The organism is Sulfurovum aggregans (assembly GCF_055385215.1).
This window is the reverse complement of record NZ_AP042387.1, coordinates 1,576,354-1,592,631: the sequence shown is the minus strand read 5'-3', so window position 1 is coordinate 1,592,631 and position 16,278 is coordinate 1,576,354. Positions and strand designations below refer to the sequence as shown.

The 16,278-nt window shown below is 37.8% G+C and carries 19 protein-coding genes; 2 read left to right on the top strand and 17 right to left on the bottom strand.

The genetic code is table 11. The features are described 5' to 3' along the window. Position 1 precedes the first annotated feature (1 nt). From ACZ48W_RS08100 to ACZ48W_RS08070, 7 genes are read right to left on the bottom strand one after another with little or no spacing between them, the layout of a single operon-like run. Positions 2–1,531: a cytochrome ubiquinol oxidase subunit I gene (locus ACZ48W_RS08100; RefSeq protein ID WP_464827840.1), complete on the bottom strand. Its 1,530-nt coding sequence runs from the start codon at positions 1,529–1,531 to the stop codon at positions 2–4. Positions 1,532–1,534: 3 nt separating this feature from the next. Further along, the gene (locus tag ACZ48W_RS08095; protein WP_294958352.1) at positions 1,535–1,762 is read right to left on the bottom strand and encodes a DUF4492 domain-containing protein; all 228 of its coding nucleotides are present in this window, start codon (positions 1,760–1,762) and stop codon (positions 1,535–1,537) included. Between the two features lie 8 nt (positions 1,763–1,770). Next, the gene (locus ACZ48W_RS08090) at positions 1,771–2,136 is read right to left on the bottom strand and encodes a NifB/NifX family molybdenum-iron cluster-binding protein (protein ID WP_464827839.1); all 366 of its coding nucleotides are present in this window, start codon (positions 2,134–2,136) and stop codon (positions 1,771–1,773) included. Positions 2,137–2,145: 9 nt separating this feature from the next. After that, positions 2,146–2,487: a NifB/NifX family molybdenum-iron cluster-binding protein gene (locus ACZ48W_RS08085; protein WP_464827838.1), complete on the bottom strand. Its 342-nt coding sequence runs from the start codon at positions 2,485–2,487 to the stop codon at positions 2,146–2,148. Between the two features lies 1 nt (position 2,488). Further along, positions 2,489–3,373 (bottom strand): ATP-binding protein, encoded by an 885-nt coding sequence (locus ACZ48W_RS08080; RefSeq protein WP_464827837.1) that lies wholly within the window; start codon positions 3,371–3,373, stop codon positions 2,489–2,491. Continuing rightward, positions 3,370–4,221, bottom strand: a complete 852-nt coding sequence (locus ACZ48W_RS08075; RefSeq protein ID WP_464827836.1) for a nucleotide-binding protein — start codon at positions 4,219–4,221, stop codon at positions 3,370–3,372. Before ACZ48W_RS08075 ends, ACZ48W_RS08080 begins: the two co-directional genes overlap by 4 nt. Then, entirely contained in the window at positions 4,222–4,758 is a 537-nt protein-coding gene (locus tag ACZ48W_RS08070) for a NifB/NifX family molybdenum-iron cluster-binding protein (RefSeq protein WP_464827835.1), read from the bottom strand. 168 nt (positions 4,759–4,926) lie between these two features. On the opposite strand from ACZ48W_RS08070, the gene ACZ48W_RS08065 reads away from it, so the two are divergent. Then, entirely contained in the window at positions 4,927–5,226 is a 300-nt protein-coding gene (locus ACZ48W_RS08065; protein ID WP_464827834.1) for a NifB/NifX family molybdenum-iron cluster-binding protein, read from the top strand. 28 nt (positions 5,227–5,254) lie between these two features. Here ACZ48W_RS08065 and ACZ48W_RS08060 read toward each other — a convergent pair whose 3' ends face one another. From ACZ48W_RS08060 to ACZ48W_RS08050, 3 genes are read right to left on the bottom strand one after another with little or no spacing between them, the layout of a single operon-like run. Beyond that, positions 5,255–5,791, bottom strand: coding sequence for a methyltransferase family protein (locus ACZ48W_RS08060; RefSeq protein ID WP_464827833.1), 537 nt, complete (start codon positions 5,789–5,791; stop codon positions 5,255–5,257). Positions 5,792–5,795: 4 nt separating this feature from the next. After that, complete coding sequence (locus tag ACZ48W_RS08055; protein ID WP_464827832.1) at positions 5,796–6,308, bottom strand: DUF1858 domain-containing protein; 513 nt, start codon at positions 6,306–6,308, stop codon at positions 5,796–5,798. After that, positions 6,305–7,648 (bottom strand): MFS transporter, encoded by a 1,344-nt coding sequence (locus ACZ48W_RS08050; protein ID WP_464827831.1) that lies wholly within the window; start codon positions 7,646–7,648, stop codon positions 6,305–6,307. The genes ACZ48W_RS08055 and ACZ48W_RS08050 overlap by 4 nt, the downstream gene beginning before the upstream one ends. 136 nt (positions 7,649–7,784) lie before the next feature. Between ACZ48W_RS08050 and ACZ48W_RS08045 the strand changes: the two genes are divergently transcribed. Beyond that, a complete protein-coding gene (locus tag ACZ48W_RS08045) occupies positions 7,785–8,522 on the top strand; it encodes a sulfite exporter TauE/SafE family protein (RefSeq protein WP_464827830.1) in 738 nt (245 codons plus the stop codon). 70 nt (positions 8,523–8,592) lie between these two features. On the opposite strand, the gene ACZ48W_RS08040 is transcribed toward ACZ48W_RS08045, so the two are convergent. From ACZ48W_RS08040 to mnmG, 7 genes are all read right to left on the bottom strand, one after another. After that, on the bottom strand, positions 8,593–9,351 hold the full coding sequence (locus ACZ48W_RS08040) for a 7-carboxy-7-deazaguanine synthase QueE (RefSeq protein ID WP_464827829.1): 759 nt from the start codon (positions 9,349–9,351) through the stop codon (positions 8,593–8,595). Positions 9,352–9,405: 54 nt separating this feature from the next. Further along, entirely contained in the window at positions 9,406–10,380 is a 975-nt protein-coding gene (gene moaA, locus ACZ48W_RS08035) for a GTP 3',8-cyclase MoaA (RefSeq protein WP_464827828.1), read from the bottom strand. A 221-nt stretch (positions 10,381–10,601) separates the two neighbouring features. Next, positions 10,602–11,561: a c-type cytochrome gene (locus ACZ48W_RS08030; protein WP_464827827.1), complete on the bottom strand. Its 960-nt coding sequence runs from the start codon at positions 11,559–11,561 to the stop codon at positions 10,602–10,604. A gap of 10 nt (positions 11,562–11,571) precedes the next feature. Then, positions 11,572–12,789 carry a cytochrome b gene (locus tag ACZ48W_RS08025; RefSeq protein ID WP_464827826.1) on the bottom strand — a complete coding sequence of 406 codons (1,218 nt, stop codon included), beginning with the start codon at positions 12,787–12,789 and terminating at the stop codon, positions 11,572–11,574. A 10-nt stretch (positions 12,790–12,799) separates the two neighbouring features. Continuing rightward, positions 12,800–13,312 carry a Rieske 2Fe-2S domain-containing protein gene (locus ACZ48W_RS08020; RefSeq protein WP_464827825.1) on the bottom strand — a complete coding sequence of 171 codons (513 nt, stop codon included), beginning with the start codon at positions 13,310–13,312 and terminating at the stop codon, positions 12,800–12,802. 156 nt (positions 13,313–13,468) lie between these two features. Beyond that, positions 13,469–14,320 carry a hypothetical protein gene (locus ACZ48W_RS08015; protein WP_464827824.1) on the bottom strand — a complete coding sequence of 284 codons (852 nt, stop codon included), beginning with the start codon at positions 14,318–14,320 and terminating at the stop codon, positions 13,469–13,471. Further along, complete coding sequence (gene mnmG / locus ACZ48W_RS08010) at positions 14,320–16,206, bottom strand: tRNA uridine-5-carboxymethylaminomethyl(34) synthesis enzyme MnmG (protein WP_464827823.1); 1,887 nt, start codon at positions 16,204–16,206, stop codon at positions 14,320–14,322. Before mnmG ends, ACZ48W_RS08015 begins: the two co-directional genes overlap by 1 nt. Between the last annotated feature and the right edge of the window lie 72 nt (positions 16,207–16,278).

Sequence of the window (16,278 nt, the reverse complement as noted above, 5' to 3'; positions counted from 1 at the left end):
CTTAGTGTCCCTCCGGTCCGACTTTTATTTGTTTGAGCATAATTTTGACCTCTGCGATAAGCAGTCCTGTAAATAAAACTGCAAAGAGCCAGAATGTGATCATAACACTTGTTGTAGCAATATTTGAAGTTGCCATGCCTACTGGAAGCAGATCTTGAATAGCCCAAGGCTGACGGCCTACTTCAGCTGTGATCCATCCAGCTTCTTGTGCTACATATCCAAAAGGAATGGTAAAAAGAGCAAGATAGAGCAGCCATTTTTTCTTATGCATCTCATTAATCATAGAGTAGTAGAGTGAAATAAGAAAAAGCAACAAGAACCATGTACCAAGTGCAACCATTGTATGGAAGCTGTAGAATGAGAGAGCAACACTCGGCACTGCATCTTGAGGTTTTTTCAAGTAGCCGTATCCCATATATTTTTCATTTGCTTTAAATGTTTTGAGTGCTTTTGAAGCATTTATAATATCATCAGCTTTTTTGTAATTTTTATACGCAGTAAGTGCACCAACAGCAATCTTACCTTTTTGCATCTTTTCACTCACCGACATAATGCCGTGTTTTTTATTTCCATTAATCAGATCGTTAATTCCCGGTACAAAAGCATTAAGGTTGTGATAGCCTAAAAATGAAAGCGCACCCGGAATTTTAAAACTAAAGTAAAAAGGATCTAAATTATCGCCTATGATTTTTGCTTGATCAAGCACACCAAACGCAACGATACCTGCACGTTTTTCTCCATCATACAGACCTTCCATAGCGGCAAGTTTCATCGGTTGTGTAAGTGCTACTTGGTGTGCAGATTCATCACCTGTAGTGATAAGATACATAGAAGCGATAAGACCAAAACTAGACGCTACAATGATGCTGCGTCTTGCAAATTGTGTATCTCTTTTTTTAAGAAGATACCATGCACTGATGCCAAGAACGAAGAGTGAAGCAAGCACATAGCCGCTACTGACAGTGTGTAAAAATTTGCTTACACCGTTTGGATTAAAAAATACTTCCCAAAAGTTTTGCATCTCATTTCTTGCTGTGTCTGGATTGAAGTACATTCCTACAGGGTGCTGCATCCAGCCATTAGCTAGTAAAATCCAAAGTGCAGAGAGGTTAGACCCGAGTGCAACAAGCCAAGTAGAAGTGAGGTGCATTTTTTTGCTTACTTTGTTCCAGCCAAAAAACATCACAGCAAAAAATGTTGATTCCATAAAGAAAGCCATAAGTCCTTCTATCGCAAGTGGTGCACCAAAAATATCTCCTACTATCCATGAGTAGTTTGACCAGTTAGTACCGAATTCAAATTCCATAATAATACCGGTTGCAAGACCGATAGCAAAGTTGATTGCCAAGAGTCCCATCCAGTATTGGGTAGTCATTTTCCACTTTTCATCACCTGTCTTTACATAAATAGTTTCCATAATTGCAACAATGAATGTCAAACCTAAAGTAAGTGGTACAAAAAGCCAATGGTAGAGTGCTGTAAGTGCAAACTGTGCACGTGACCAATCAACGAGCAAATCAGTATGTTCCATAAATTAGTTCTCCTGTGTTAATTGATTTAAGATATATTGGCTTCTTTGTGCATCTGTTTGAAACTTTTCTTGCAATACATCTGGAAAAAATAGCCATTTGACAATGACAAACATAACAAATAGTTTTACAGCTATGAGCAGCCAGAGTGTTTTACCGACCCTCATATTTACAAAACCATCATAATATAAATAGTAAATAGATTTGAAAAATTCTATAAGTTTAGTTTTCATTTTTTATCTTAATGTGCAGAACAAGTCCCATCACCATTACTTTTTTGTAACTTTCCTTGAGTAAATAGCTCAATAGACTTTTCAACCGTTGGACTCTCTTGATCAAAATATACATCAAGTCCTGCATTAAAAAATCCTTGCGCAGGTGTAGCACCTATGCCACCAACTATTAAAACATCAGGATTAAGGCTCATGATATTAGCAACTGCATTTCCACAAGCACTTGCATCATGCCCCGGATTTGCAACACCCTCAACATCTACAATATTGCCATCTTCAAGTGTAATGATTGTATAAAATTTTGCTTTACCAAAGTGTGCACCCCTTTTACTAAGATATCCTGCATTTTCATCTGTTGGAAATACTACTCTCATATTTTTCTCCTAAAATTGTTTTTGTAATTTGTTTTGTTTATAAGCTTCATATGCCTCTTTAACACTCATCTCACCCGCACCTGTAAAAAAGTCAATACCCGTAGTTTTTAGGATTTTCAGGGCTTTCTCTCCTGCTCCATTGCCAGTTATTACAACATTAGCTCCCACATTTATCATCTTCTTAGATGATTGCCCACCGACACCATGTTCCATAGACTCTGTGTCACTATTGTCAATTGCTTCTAATGTATCAGCTTCTTCATCATATACCAAAAACATCTCTGCTCTTCCAAATCTTGGATCAATTGGGCTCTCCCAAGTTGCACCTTTAGTTGTAAATACTATCTTCATCTTAACTCTCCTTTAAAATATTTTTTATATTTTCCCAACTCAATTGAATCTGTTTTGATATTTCGCAATTTTTATCAAATTCAACGATTGGTTTTGCTACACTTACTGCTTTTGTAAAGTTCTCATCATATGCAAGTGAAGCTAATAGTTGTACATTTTCACCTGCAAGATACTCTCTTATTTTATTTGTAATATCTCTATTTAAATCATATTTATTGATAATACAAACAACTTTAAGATTAAAAGTTTTTGTCAGTTCATGCACTCTTTTAAGGTCATGTAACCCTGAAACAGTTGCCTCTGTTACAAGAACAACAAGATTTGCACCACTAAGACTTGATATTACAGGGCATCCTATACCAGGGCTTCCATCAGTAATAACATAGGCTTTATCTTCTTTAAGTGCCAACTCTTTTGCCACTCTCTTTACTTTTGAAACAAGCTTTCCACTGTTTTCAGCTCCAAAACCAAGCTTTGCATGTACCATTTTTGCACCACTCTTTATATCTGATACAAAAACATCTCCTGCCTTTTGCGTAACCATCTCAATGGCATCATCGGGGCATATACGACTACAGTAGTGACACCCTTCACAAGAGATTGGGTCAACAACATAAAAATCTGTCTCTTTTGTTATAGCATCAAAACGACACACTTCAAAACAATCTCCACAGTTTGTACATAGATCTGGATTAATAACCGCTATTTCTCCACTATAAAAATCCTCTTGAATTTTAAAATTTGCATCAAGAAGTAGGTGCATATTTGCTGCATCAACATCACAATCACATACAACAGCCTCCTCTTTTGCCAAATAAGCAAAAGATGCACTCAGACTTGTTTTACCTGTGCCACCTTTACCCGAGATTACAACAATTTCTCTCATTTTAAACCTCCAATAAAAGCTATAATCTCATCTAAAGAGTTTTTAAAATGCTCAATCTTATCGTAAATTAACTCTCCATTAGAGTAGAGTTCTGCTACTTCTCTATCGTTTTTAATCTTAGTAATTATAGGGATGTTTTCATCTTGACAATATTTCTCAACTCCATCATCACCTATGCCATGACGGTTAATAATAACCCCAACTTTTTGGTTTAAAACTTTCATAGTCTCAACGGCAAGTATTAAATCATTCAGTCCAAAAGGTGTTGCCTCGGTAATTAAAATCACAAAATCACTATAACGACTTGCTTCTATAACAGGGCAAGATGTACCCGGAGGTGCATCATAAATTTTGACATACTCAGGAAACTTCTCATCTACATACTCTATCGTTTGCGCTATGAGTGGTATAGACATCTCCTGCCCTAAATCCAATCTTCCTTCAGCCATAGTAAAGAGTTCATTTTTATACTCATTTATAATCCCAATTTGAGATGGTGTCATAGGAAGCGAAGATGTTGGACAAAGCTCACTACACGCATAACAACTGTGACAAAGTTCAGGAAATACTCTAATCTCTTCAGGCAGATGTAAAATAGCGTTAAAGTTACACACCTCTTCACACTTGCCGCATAGGGTACAATCTGTTGCATCCCACTTTGGTATCATTTTATTTGATACTTTTGAATGAACAAGTTCTGCATTTAAAAACAGAGCACTATTGGGTTCTTCAACATCCAGGTCAGCCAAGACTACCTTTTTTCCAAGTGATGCCAAATAAGAAGTCAGATTAGATGAAACAGTTGTTTTTCCTGTTCCACCTTTTCCACTTGCTATGGTTATTTTCATCTATTTTTCCTGATTCTTTTTTATCATTTCTACAATCTCTTCTATATTATGAGATTGCGGCACAACAGGAGTAATTCCCAACGCAAGTAAATTGTCTTTTACACCTTTGCCGAACTCATAAGTCACAAATGCGTCGACATTGTTTTGTTTTAAAAATGCAGGAATCATATGCCCCACACCCAAATGTCTGTTCCCCTCACTCTCCTTGTCCAGTTTAATACCTTCATCCTTTATCTTTTTCATAATTGGATTTTTAACTACTTCTATCAGCTTTCCCTCCGGAAATTGATAAAATGCTATCTTCTTAGCCAATCCTATATGCTTGGCTACCGTTGTTCCATTGTTGGTTACAAATGCTACTTTCATCTGGTTCTGTAAATCTCTTCTCTCAGATTTTTGCTGATCTCTGCCGGCGGCACCTCTGCCCTGCCCTTGACCGCTTCCGTCTCGAAACCCAACTCCACGACCTCTGCCTTGACCATTTCTTAATCCCTGACCTGATCCATTTCTTTTTCCAAACATTGTTAATCCTTTCATTTAGAAATTCTATACACAAGACAATTATGCACATATGTTCAAATATTAGCACATTTAAATTAATTTAATCTTATGTTTTTAATAATGTTAGGCTATCCCAATGATCTTCTGTATTCTTTTTGTCTATTTTTTATATAATCCCAAAGCAGTTACATAGAAAAGAGACAAATGATAGCTACAGCCATAGAAACAGACAGTCTGAACGCACCCCTGAGTTCCCGTTTTGGAAAGGCAAAATACTATGCTTTTTTTGATGGCACCTCTTTTACGATAAAAGAAAATCCCCATCAGAGTGGTACCAAAGTCATTGAATGGCTTCAAGAGAGGGGGACAACCATCCTTATGATGAAGAAACCCGGACGTAAGCCCTGTGCACTTAAAGCAAAGCATAATATTATCCTTCGCTACCCCCTCACATCAACACCGACTTTACAGGAAATAGTAAGAATATATTTTCAAACAGCCTAAAACCCAAAAATACCGACTTTATAGAAACTCAATCTTTCTTTCTCTCTTTTCCGAAAAAAAGCCATTTCAGACATTTCCAGTGAAATGAGATCATAGGCACTTCCTGACGATAGATTTCATACGCTTCTTTAAATTTTCTCTTCACTTCCATCTCTTCAAAGATAATCACCATCACAACAATAAAAAGCATCTCCAAAGGGGCAATACTCTTTATAAATGTAGGTGAGCCAAGAAGTAGAGCCCAACCTAAAGGCAAAAGCGTCAATCCAAAGAGCATAGGGTGACGCATACAACTGTAAAGCCCTGTAGTTACAAGTTGGTTGGTTTCCAAACGAGGAATGTTCCCCACCCTGCCTTTAGCCAGTTCTCTCCCTCCATTTGCAGCTGCACGAAATGATAAAACAAGTAAAACCATACCTGAAACAGCTGTTATAAAATGAAACTGAAGACTACTAAAGAGTGGTGTATTCCAATCTTTTATTATAGAATAGATTGCACCACCCATCATCATTACAAGCCATAAAAACATACGAATAACCACTGATGTGGAAGTGTTTATCTTCATTGAACTACTTTTTAATATAGGTAACAAACTCATCCTCATCTACTTTTTGCAGATAAACCTCATATCCTAATTTGATAAACTCATCAATCAATGGCTCTGGCTGAAAATCAGAAACAACAGTTACGACCTCGCCCTTTTCAAGATTTCGTAGTGCCTTATGCACTTCTGCAAGAGGATTAAGCTCTTTATCCAGCAATTCATTAACATCCAATATAGAGGCCGGTTTGTTTAATATCCACTTTGGTACTTCAGATGCTACAGTTTTAGTTTCATCATCTACTGCACCTTCCAGTACTTCTTGCCCAACAGCTTTTCGTAATTTATTGAGTAAATCCATAGGATCCATACCCCCAACAATAGCTGCTTGCTTTACCCCTGCTATTTTAGCAAGCGTTCGTCTTAAAACAGGATTATTAAGCTTTTTAAATTTAGGGTTGATATCTATTAAAATATCTTTCATCCCCTCATAATCATTTAACAAATCAGATATTTTGGTCTCCAGTGTTATCTCTTTCATCTTTTTGCTCCTATTTTATGTAAAAAGTTTGTAATATTCTCTTCATCTATTTCATCTTCATCATACTTAATGATGATAAGTTCCTCAGTCTCATTAATATAAAAATCTGTAATGCCCTCTAATATTTTTAATCCTTCAAGCTTCTCTTTATTATGTGTATCAAAGTCTAAAAAGAGATTTGCTCTAAGCCCTGGATTCCTCATGCTTGCAATCCAATATATCCATACCACTGAAATAATCGAAACAAAAACAGCTACACCTGTTTCATGATAATGTTGATAGAGATACCCACCTATAGCACCTCCAAGGAAGATACCAACATAAGAGAAGGTATTGGCAACACCAAGAGCAGCCCCTTTTTGATGTACTTTAGCAAATTTACTCACAAAGCTTTGTAAAAGTGGTTCAAACATATTAAACCCTATAAAGAAAAAGACTGCGCCTATCGCAAATCCTATAAAACTACCAGAGAAACCCATAAGTAAAAATGAAGCAACAATAAATCCTATTGAGGCAATAAATACCTCTTTTCCTTTGCTGTATTTTTCACCTAAGATAGCTGCAGGTGCCATTGCTATAATTCCAAATATTACAGCTGGAAGATAAACTTTCCAATAATCCATAGTACCCATTCCAAACTTCTCCTTCATTAAAATAGGAATAATAAAAAAAGCAATTGCCATCGTAGAGCTATGAAAGAGAAAGGTAATATACATTCTGACTAAATCTTTATCTTTAAAAACATGTTTAATTTTTGCTTCCTCTTCACTGTAATGATGAACAATTTTTGGAGGCTCAGGTACGGCAGTAAACAGGATTACCAAGGCACTAACAGACAAAATAGCTGTCAACCAAAAAAGTGATGAAACACTAAATACTCCTGCCATAACAGGACCGATAATCATCGCTGCTGCAAAACTCATGGCAATAGTCATACCCATAACAGCCATCGCATGTGCTCTTTGATCTTCCCGTACATGGTCGGCAATCATCGCTGTCACAACTGAACCGATCGCTCCAGCCCCTTGCAAAAAACGGCCAAGTAGAAGTATATAGATATTGTCAGCCAATGCAGCCACTATTGAACCTGCTGCAAAAAGAAGTAATCCAAACAAAATAGTCTTTTTGCGACCAATCTTATCACTCATCACTCCAAATGGTACTTGCAACACAGCCTGTGTTAAGGCATATCCACCCAATGCTATACCCGCAAAAAAGGCATTACCTCCGGGTAGATCTTTTGCGTATTGTGAAAGCACCGACAAGACAATAAACAGCCCAAAAAATCTAAGGGCAACAATAAGACTTAATGGTAGTACCTTTCTTACAATTTCTTTCATTTTGACTCCTATAGATGTTTGTTACTCTACCAAGTAAATAATAAGGATGATATTACTCCGATTTAAATATAATTTCCCTTATAAATATCTTTAAGTTATATTTTTCATTATTTATACTTATTCTATTGGAGCATATATGAACAATTATTTTCTCTATAGCAGCCTTGCTTTTATACTCTCTATCCTTTTTTCAATGGGTGGTGCAGGTGCAGGTGTAGCTTTAATTCCTATTCTGAATTTTTTAGGTTTGGACTTTACTGTTGCTAAAGCTGTAGGACTCTTCGCAGGAGCATCAACGACCATTACTTCAAGTGTGATGAATCTAAAACGCAAAGTACTCGACTTTGCGTTTGTCTGGCCTATCGCAGTGATGATGTTGATCTTCGCCCCGCTTGGTGCCTATAGTAGCAAATTTTTAGAGGAGGAGATAGTCAAATTTCTTTTTATGCTTTTACTCTTCTACAGTGCATCCATGATGATGTTCGGAAAGAAAAAGCCTCTCGTGCATGCAACAGGAAGAACCATACTCTTTCTCATAGGCGCTATTGTAGGATTTATAGCAGGGCTTTTGGGGGTTGGAGGCGGGAATATACTCATTCCATTACTTGTACTGTTAGGCTTTGAGCCTAAAAAAGTAGCCATTACTGTAAGTTTTGTAGTACCTTTTTCCGCACTTGGCTCCTTCTTTACCTATGCGAGCTATGTACCACTTGATTGGTATCTTTTAGCTTGTATCTCTTTGGCTGCCGTTTTAGGCGGATTTATTGGTAATTATTTTATGCATTACAAGCTTGATCAACAACAAATTAAAAAATTGATGGCAGTAATACTTTATCTTTTAGCCTGTAAACTACTCTATCATTTTTTAAACTAGACTTCTTGCATAACAGCTAATGTACTCTAAGCTATTTACCTTTTTGTTCAGTTTTACAAGAAATCTACTACTAAACTCCTTGCGTTGTATCAAAAACTCTGATATGCAATCTGTCGCTGTATCTAAAGTTATGCTGCATACAGAACTCAAATACAGCTCTGTCATTTTTCCAAATGGTATCTCTGCTTTCACCTACAGGCATACAGAAAACTTCGGGTTTTGGTAAGATATCTCTTATCTGGTTTATCTCATCTATGGCTGTTGTTTCTACAAGCTTTTCGTCTATGGTAAATTTTAAAAATGACTCTTTCGCATACGTCTGTATGTTTTTTAATGCCTGGGGGATAATACGTTTTCGTGAAGGTTCTCCACTGTTGGATAACTTTAAAGAGAGTGCAAAGATGCAGGACTTATATACAGGGTATGTTTCAAAGTCTATCTCAACAGTACCATTGGTCTCAAAGGTGATTTGCACACCCTCTTCCACTAACCATGTGATTACTGCATAAAATACTTTATCACTATGATACATCAAAGGTTCACCACCTGTGATGACCATATGAGGTTTATAGCCTATTTTCTCAAATTCATCTTTAAGTTCTTGTATGAGCGTTGCACTATCCTCTATTTTTATCCATGATCCAGCATAAGCACTGTCAACAGCGAAATAAGTATCACATCCATAACGCACTTCTCCATCCACTTCATAGGTTGCCCCAAAACCGGGACAGGAGAGGTTACATCCCCCTGTTCTTAAAAAGTAAGAAGGTACACCTGCATACTTCCCCTCCCCCTGAATAGAGAAAAACTGCTCAGTTAGATAAAACATAACCATTCCATTCTTCACTCTTCACTATAAACTCTTCACTTGATTGCAAAGCAATCATCCTCCTGTCTCATAAAAAGCTCTGGTAGAAATATCTTCTTCATTAGGATTATATTCACTCCAACGGTTCTCTTTTGGCTTATCTTTCAGTACCTGAGCCAAGACATCAGCGGCACCTTGGATGTCACCTTTTTTTACAGACTCTGCGATGCTCATCGCTTCATCAAAATAAAGACAAGGGATAAGATTTCCTTCTGCTGTCAATCTGATACGGTTACAGTTCTCACAAAAATCATGTTTATGCGGATCTATCAAACCAAATTCATAGCCATCATCCAAAATATAGTTAAAAGAGGGACTTGCACCCTCTCTGCCCAGTGCTTTAATTGTATACCGCTCTTTCACTTTTTCCAATATTTCTCTACCATGCATACCTTCGATCGCTTTACTTGCATGTGCATTTTCCATATATTCTATAAACCGTACTTTAATATTCCGCTCTTTACAATAGTCTATGATATCCAGGATCTCGTCATCATTGATGCCCTTAAGGGGTACCATGTTTATCTTGACACCCAAACCTACCTCAAGTGCCTTATCAATACCTTTTAGTACCTGATCCAACACATCTTTCTGTGCTATCTTTGCCGCGATTTCAGGCTTGAGTGAATCCAAAGAGATATTCAGTCTTTTGAGTCCCGCATCTTTAAGCCTTTGTGCTGTCTGAGGCAACAAATAAGCATTGGTAGTAAGTGCCAGATCGATATCCGGTTTATAATCATGGATCATTTTGATAAATGAATCCAGATCTTCCCTAAGCAGTGGTTCACCACCTGTGATACGAATCTTGTTCACACCTTCGTCTATAGCGACTTTCATAAATAGAAAGAGCTCTTCAAAAGAGAGTAAATTCTCTTTTGGTACCCATGAGAAGGGTTTTTCAGGCATGCAGTACTGGCATCTGAAGTTACAACGTTCTGTAACAGAAACCCTTAAGTAATTAACCGTTCGACCATGTCCATCTATAAGCATAATAATCCATATAATAAATTTTTATAAGAGTATCAAAATGTAGATAAAAGGGGGATGATATATATCAAGAAATAAAACTTAAAAACCAAAATAAATTTTGTTCGAGTTGGTATTAGATTTGTATGAAAATATGATGTGTAGAGAGGAAGCTTACAGGTAGTAAGTGACCGAACGGAGCATCATCTTTGAATGCAAAGATGATGCCAACTCGGACAAAAGGATTAGTGGTGACCTTTCCACATAGATTTTTTCCATAGGAACGCCAGGAGTGTAAAGATAAGGAAGAAAAGTAAAACTTTTGGTCCAAGCTCTTCTCTAGCTGGTTTACTAGGATCTCCAACCTCTTCAAGATATGTTTTTACTTTTTCATACCCTTCATGTGTTAAACCGACTCTAGGCATAGAAGTACCAGGAAGCTGTGTTTGTGGATTTTCCACAAATGTTTCCATAAAGTGTGCTGATCTTGCTCTGATAATCATAGAAAGATCCGGCGGTAATTTACCCATGTATGCTTTGACTGCATCTTGCTCTTCGAGCACTTTAATCTTATATGCAAGTGCATCTTTTTCATACTTGAACTTTGGTGTATCACCTAATTGTGTTGTTTTAGCATAACGCATCGCATGACATCTACCACATGCTTCAGCAAATGCTTCTTTTGTTGTTACTTCACCTGCTTTTTTAGCCATGATATAAGCAACTACATCTGCGATCTGCTGATCGTCAGCCATCATCGCTTTGATCGAACCCATCGGATGTGTCATTGTATCTTTATACTTATGATCTACATTTGATGCCATTGCCGGATCTTTAATAAGCGCGATAAGGTAGTTTTTATCATATAGTGCCCCTGCATGGTCAAGTGCCGGAGGAATTACACCTCCCATATTGATAGGTGCGCCAGTGTGACACCCCAGACATGTAGCAAATGCTGCTTCTCCGGATGCTACATCACCTTTCATTTTAGCTACTTTAGCTACATCTGCCCAGAATACTTTTTTAGCCTCAGCCTTATCTTTATGACCTGCTTCTATTGCTTCTTCTACATCATCTGCACCATTATAAACAAATCCATGACCCTCTACATGTTTATGCATTTGAGAGTGTGCGAACGGCTCAACTCCCCAATACAATACTAGAGTAAAGATTGCTACGATTCCAAATATTTTAAGTTCTTTCATTCTCTACTCCTTATAGTTTTTTTTCTGATTTTGTAATGAATGGTAATACTATCCATAATACAAAGAATAGAATAGCTGAAACAAAACCGATATTTGCGAACAGTGCATCTGTTGGAGGTAATTTACCCATGAATGTCAATAAGATCATATCAACCAACATCAACCAGAACCAGTATTTAAACAACCCTCTTCTGCTTGCCGGAGCAACATTTGGACTTCTGTCCAGGAATGGAAGCATAAAGAAAATCACTTGTGCAATAGCAAATGCGATTAAACCAAGGTCTTTACTAAATGGTCTCAAAATCTCATAACTCCACAGAAAATACCACTCAGGGTAGATGTGTGCCGGTGTTTTAAGCCCATCTGCCGGGTCAAAGTTCACTGGATCCATTGCAAAATCAAAGTGATAGAATACCAAGTAAAAGAATAGAATGAAATACACACCCATTACAAATACATCTTTACTCAAGAACACCGGACTGAACGGTATCACCTTAGACTCTTTTACTTTTCCTGCTTTGTAAAGCTCTGCAGCTTCATCAAAGTCAAACTCTTCACCGTCTTGATTGTTCACGTGTGGAATTCTAAGTGTACCAAAGTGAAGTACAATAAGTCCAATAATTGCCAATGGGATCAACAATACATGCAACATGAAGAATCTTGTCAAGAACGCATCACCAGGAACATAATCCCCTCTGATCCATTCAACCAAACCATATGCTTCCAGAGAACCACCTGAGAAAAGATTGGTAATAACCATACCGGCCCAGTAACTCATCTGACCCCAAGGCAGCATATATCCGGAGAAAGCCTCTGCTGAGAATGCAACAAAAAGAAGCATACCGGAGATCCAGATAAGTTCTCTACCTTTTTTATATGAACCATAGTAAATACCTACGAACATATGGATATAGATAATAAGGAATACTACCGATGCACCTACACCGTGAATATGTCTCCATAACCAACCGTAACCCACTTCAGACATGATCGTATAGTTTACAGAGTCAAACGCCAGGTTTGTATCCGGCTTATAATACATAAGCAAAAAAATACCACTTACAAGAAGAATACCGAATGTCGCTGCAAGTACCATACCCATAGCCCATAAAAAGTTAATGTTTTTTGGGATCCAATACTCAGTCTGAAGTACTCTTTTGAGTGTATTTACTGCAAGTCTCTGATCGAGCCATTCACCAATACTGTTTGCTTTTTCAAAATGTGCCATACTCTCCCCCTTATGCCGTTAGACCAGCGTCTAGCATTTTTTTATACTCAGGACCTTCTTCACCCAGTACAAGCTTCATTCCATCTATTTTAAATGGTGGAATTTCCAGTGGACTTGGCGGAGGACCGAAAATTTGGTGTCCACTTGCATCAAACTCTCCACCGTGACATGCACATTTGAACTTATGTTCCTCTGCTTCATAGGCAGGGATACATCCAAGGTGTGTGCATAGACCGATAGAAACATGGAATCTGTCAGAACCTACAACAACATCTCTATCATCAGGTTTCATATCTTTTGATTTCTTCAAAATAAAGATAGGTTTCCCTCTCCATTTCTCCACATTCAACACATTCTCCTGCGCTGCACTTAGATCAACTGTTGTAAAACCCGCTGCTTTTACACTTGGCAACGGATCCCAAGAGCGTTTCATCGCATAAAGTGCACCAATACCACCCAGGGCAGTAAAACCGCCTAAAGCCATACCCATAAAGTCTCTACGACCTTGGTTATTATTAGCCATACTAATCCTTCCTTATAATAGTTTTAACCAGATATTATAGGGAATTAGGGCTTAAATAGGATTGACTTAAATCAAAAAAATGCATCTATTTTTTTTTAATTGTTACTGCAAGTTAAATAAGAGAAAAAAAGTCTTAATTCATATTTTTAAGACTTATCAAAGCATGGACTTGATCTTATATACATCAAAACGCTCTATCATATTTTGGGAAGCTTGCTCTTCTTTCAAATATTTTGCTACCTCTTCAACATCAAAACCTTTAACGATATCTATTCCATATATCCCTAAAAGTTCAACCGGATAGAGATCTTCTTTGCAAAGATCAATATAAATCACTTTCGCATTGCTTGCTTTTGCTTCTAGTGCAGTCTGAGCAGAAGCTGTAACAATATAACTGCTGCTTTTAACAAGCCCCATATACTCTTCCGGTTCATGCAGTGTAGAAAAAAGTTTTGCCAGATCATCTTCATATTTTACAAAGAAATAATGTCCAAGAAGCAGTTCCATATCAAACGCTTTAAAAAATATTTCATTGTTTAAAATAATTTTATCATGATCTGTGTCACCTAAAAAGAAAAGTATACGTTCTTCTTTGGCTATCTCTTCAAAATATGTATCATCTATAATCAGAGCATCCATACAACTGTCATCTTCACAAGGTGTTTTTATCATGATCTCATCAAAACAAACACGGTCCTGGTTATGTTGCGCAAAACGAAATACGATTTTATATTCAGAACAATACTTCTGCAAACGTCCTCTATGGTCTTCAGGTGAATCTATAACTACAATATCGCCAATTGATGCAATTGCATCTATATCCTGCACTGTTTCTATGGTCACAGAATCCGAAATACCAAACTCTCTAGCACAAAGACCTGCACGAAAATCATTAACCAAAAGTCTTGTTTCCATACCTTCATGTTCAAGTTTTTTCAGTAAAGCTGCAGCACGCCGGACTCTGTCAAGTCCTATTTTATGTCCGGAATAAGCATAATAATACAACATTAATCTTCTCCTCTGGGAAGTTTCCCTCTTTGCGCCATCTTGATATGCACATGAATGATCTCAAGTGCGGCAGGAGTCACACCCGATATCTGTGATGCAGCAAACAGTGTAGGCGGAGTAGCTGTCTCAAGCTTCTCCACTATCTCATTGCTCAATCCGGAGATATTATGATAAATAAATCCTTGTGGTATTTTGATCTTCAGCATATCATCCATTTTCAGTATCTGCTGTTGCTGTTTTTCTATATAACGGCTATACTTTGCTTCTATGAGTATCTGATCTATTACTTCATCCTCATATTTCTCAAACCCTGGCAGGAGTGTCACCAGTTTTTCCCTGTTGAAGTCTCCCCGTCCGATCACATCCATCCAGCAGGTTCTGTCATTTATTTTTGCAGCATCTATGGACTCCAGTTTAGCTAAAAATTCTTTTGTAGGTGTTACATGATTCACACGTAGATAATCCAAGGCTTCCTTAAGATCTGTCTTTTTCGATTCAAAACGTTTCATATATGTATCATCCAAAAGTCCCAGTTCTTTTCCATAATCCGAAAGCCTTATATCTGCATTGTCTTCACGAAGAAGCAGCCTGTATTCTGCCCGACTGGTAAACATCCGATACGGTTCTTTGGTACCTTTTGTTACCAGATCATCTATAAGTACACCGATATAGGCTTCATCCCGTCTAAGTATAAACGGTTCTTTCCCCTGTATCTTCAGTGCTGCATTTATCCCTGCCATCAGCCCTTGTGCTGCTGCTTCTTCATAACCTGTCGTACCATTGATCTGCCCTGCAGTGTACAGACCCTTTATTTTTTTCGTCTCAAGCGTATGTTTTAAGTCTGTTGGCTGGATATAGTCATACTCTATGGCATACCCATAACGAACTATCTTTGCATTTTCCATTCCTTCAACCGAACGTATCATCTCAAGCTGTACATCTATGGGCAATGACGTACTCATACCGTTAATATAATACTCTGTCTCATCGATCGTCTGAGGTTCTACAAAGATCTGATGTCTGGGCCTGTCCCTAAAACGGTTGATCTTATCTTCAATACTCGGACAATAACGAGGGCCTACACCATCAATTTGCCCAGAGAAAAGAGGTGCACGGTAAAAGTTACTCTCTATGATCTCATGTGTATTTTCATTCGTGTAGGTCACATAACATGGAAGTTGTTTGGGATTAAAGGTTGCTCTATCGGTACGAAATGAAAATGGCGGTGGCGGGGTATCACCCGGTTGTACTTCCATTACAGAAATATCCACAGATTTCGCATCTATTCTTGCACATGTTCCTGTTTTAAGACGACCGATATTCAGTCCCAGACTTTTAAGATATTTAGCCAACTCTGTAGATGCAAACTCCCCTTGTCTTCCGGCAGTTTGTTGTTTATCACCGATATGGATAAGTCCATTAAGGAATGTTCCTGCAGTAATGATAACTTTAGAAGCCATATACCTGTTCCCAAGTTGTGTTGTTACCCCTTTAACTTCACCCTCTTCGACAATCAGTCCATCTGCGATCTCTTGTTTTACATCCAAATTCTCAGTATTAAGTACTACATTACGCATATAGATGCGATAGGCATCCATATCTATCTGTGCCCGTGAGCCTCTTACTGCCGGACCTTTGGAGGCATTGAGTGTACGAAACTGTATCCCCGTTGCATCAGTACAAAGTCCCATCTCACCACCCAGTGCATCCACTTCTCTTACCAGGTGACCTTTGGCAAGTCCACCTATGGCAGGATTACAGGAAGAAGCACCTATCTGTTCTACAAGTATAGTGATCATTAATGTTTTTACACCCATTCTTGCACTGGCAAGTGAAGCTTCTATCCCTGCATGTCCACCGCCGATTACTATCACATCATAATTCATTTTTTACCTCAAGACTCTCGTTCCCAAGCTCCAGCTTGGGAATGCATATCTCATTTTGAGAAACAATACCCA

Excerpts from the sequence above, each read along its gene's own strand:
- ACZ48W_RS08100 (WP_464827840.1), bottom strand. The coding sequence starts at position 1,531 with ATGGAACATACTGATTTGCTCGTTGATTGGTCACGTGCACAGTTTGCA.
- ACZ48W_RS08095 (WP_294958352.1), bottom strand. The coding sequence starts at position 1,762 with ATGAAAACTAAACTTATAGAATTTTTCAAATCTATTTACTATTTATAT.
- ACZ48W_RS08090 (WP_464827839.1), bottom strand. The coding sequence starts at position 2,136 with ATGAGAGTAGTATTTCCAACAGATGAAAATGCAGGATATCTTAGTAAA.
- ACZ48W_RS08085 (WP_464827838.1), bottom strand. The coding sequence starts at position 2,487 with ATGAAGATAGTATTTACAACTAAAGGTGCAACTTGGGAGAGCCCAATT.
- ACZ48W_RS08080 (WP_464827837.1), bottom strand. The coding sequence starts at position 3,373 with ATGAGAGAAATTGTTGTAATCTCGGGTAAAGGTGGCACAGGTAAAACA.
- ACZ48W_RS08075 (WP_464827836.1), bottom strand. The coding sequence starts at position 4,221 with ATGAAAATAACCATAGCAAGTGGAAAAGGTGGAACAGGAAAAACAACT.
- ACZ48W_RS08070 (WP_464827835.1), bottom strand. The coding sequence starts at position 4,758 with ATGAAAGGATTAACAATGTTTGGAAAAAGAAATGGATCAGGTCAGGGA.
- ACZ48W_RS08065 (WP_464827834.1), top strand. The coding sequence starts at position 4,927 with ATGATAGCTACAGCCATAGAAACAGACAGTCTGAACGCACCCCTGAGT.
- ACZ48W_RS08060 (WP_464827833.1), bottom strand. The coding sequence starts at position 5,791 with ATGAAGATAAACACTTCCACATCAGTGGTTATTCGTATGTTTTTATGG.
- ACZ48W_RS08055 (WP_464827832.1), bottom strand. The coding sequence starts at position 6,308 with ATGAAAGAGATAACACTGGAGACCAAAATATCTGATTTGTTAAATGAT.
- ACZ48W_RS08050 (WP_464827831.1), bottom strand. The coding sequence starts at position 7,648 with ATGAAAGAAATTGTAAGAAAGGTACTACCATTAAGTCTTATTGTTGCC.
- ACZ48W_RS08045 (WP_464827830.1), top strand. The coding sequence starts at position 7,785 with ATGAACAATTATTTTCTCTATAGCAGCCTTGCTTTTATACTCTCTATC.
- ACZ48W_RS08040 (WP_464827829.1), bottom strand. The coding sequence starts at position 9,351 with ATGTTTTATCTAACTGAGCAGTTTTTCTCTATTCAGGGGGAGGGGAAG.
- moaA (WP_464827828.1), bottom strand. The coding sequence starts at position 10,380 with ATGCTTATAGATGGACATGGTCGAACGGTTAATTACTTAAGGGTTTCT.
- ACZ48W_RS08030 (WP_464827827.1), bottom strand. The coding sequence starts at position 11,561 with ATGAAAGAACTTAAAATATTTGGAATCGTAGCAATCTTTACTCTAGTA.
- ACZ48W_RS08025 (WP_464827826.1), bottom strand. The coding sequence starts at position 12,789 with ATGGCACATTTTGAAAAAGCAAACAGTATTGGTGAATGGCTCGATCAG.
- ACZ48W_RS08020 (WP_464827825.1), bottom strand. The coding sequence starts at position 13,312 with ATGGCTAATAATAACCAAGGTCGTAGAGACTTTATGGGTATGGCTTTA.
- ACZ48W_RS08015 (WP_464827824.1), bottom strand. The coding sequence starts at position 14,320 with ATGTTGTATTATTATGCTTATTCCGGACATAAAATAGGACTTGACAGA.
- mnmG (WP_464827823.1), bottom strand. The coding sequence starts at position 16,206 with ATGAATTATGATGTGATAGTAATCGGCGGTGGACATGCAGGGATAGAA.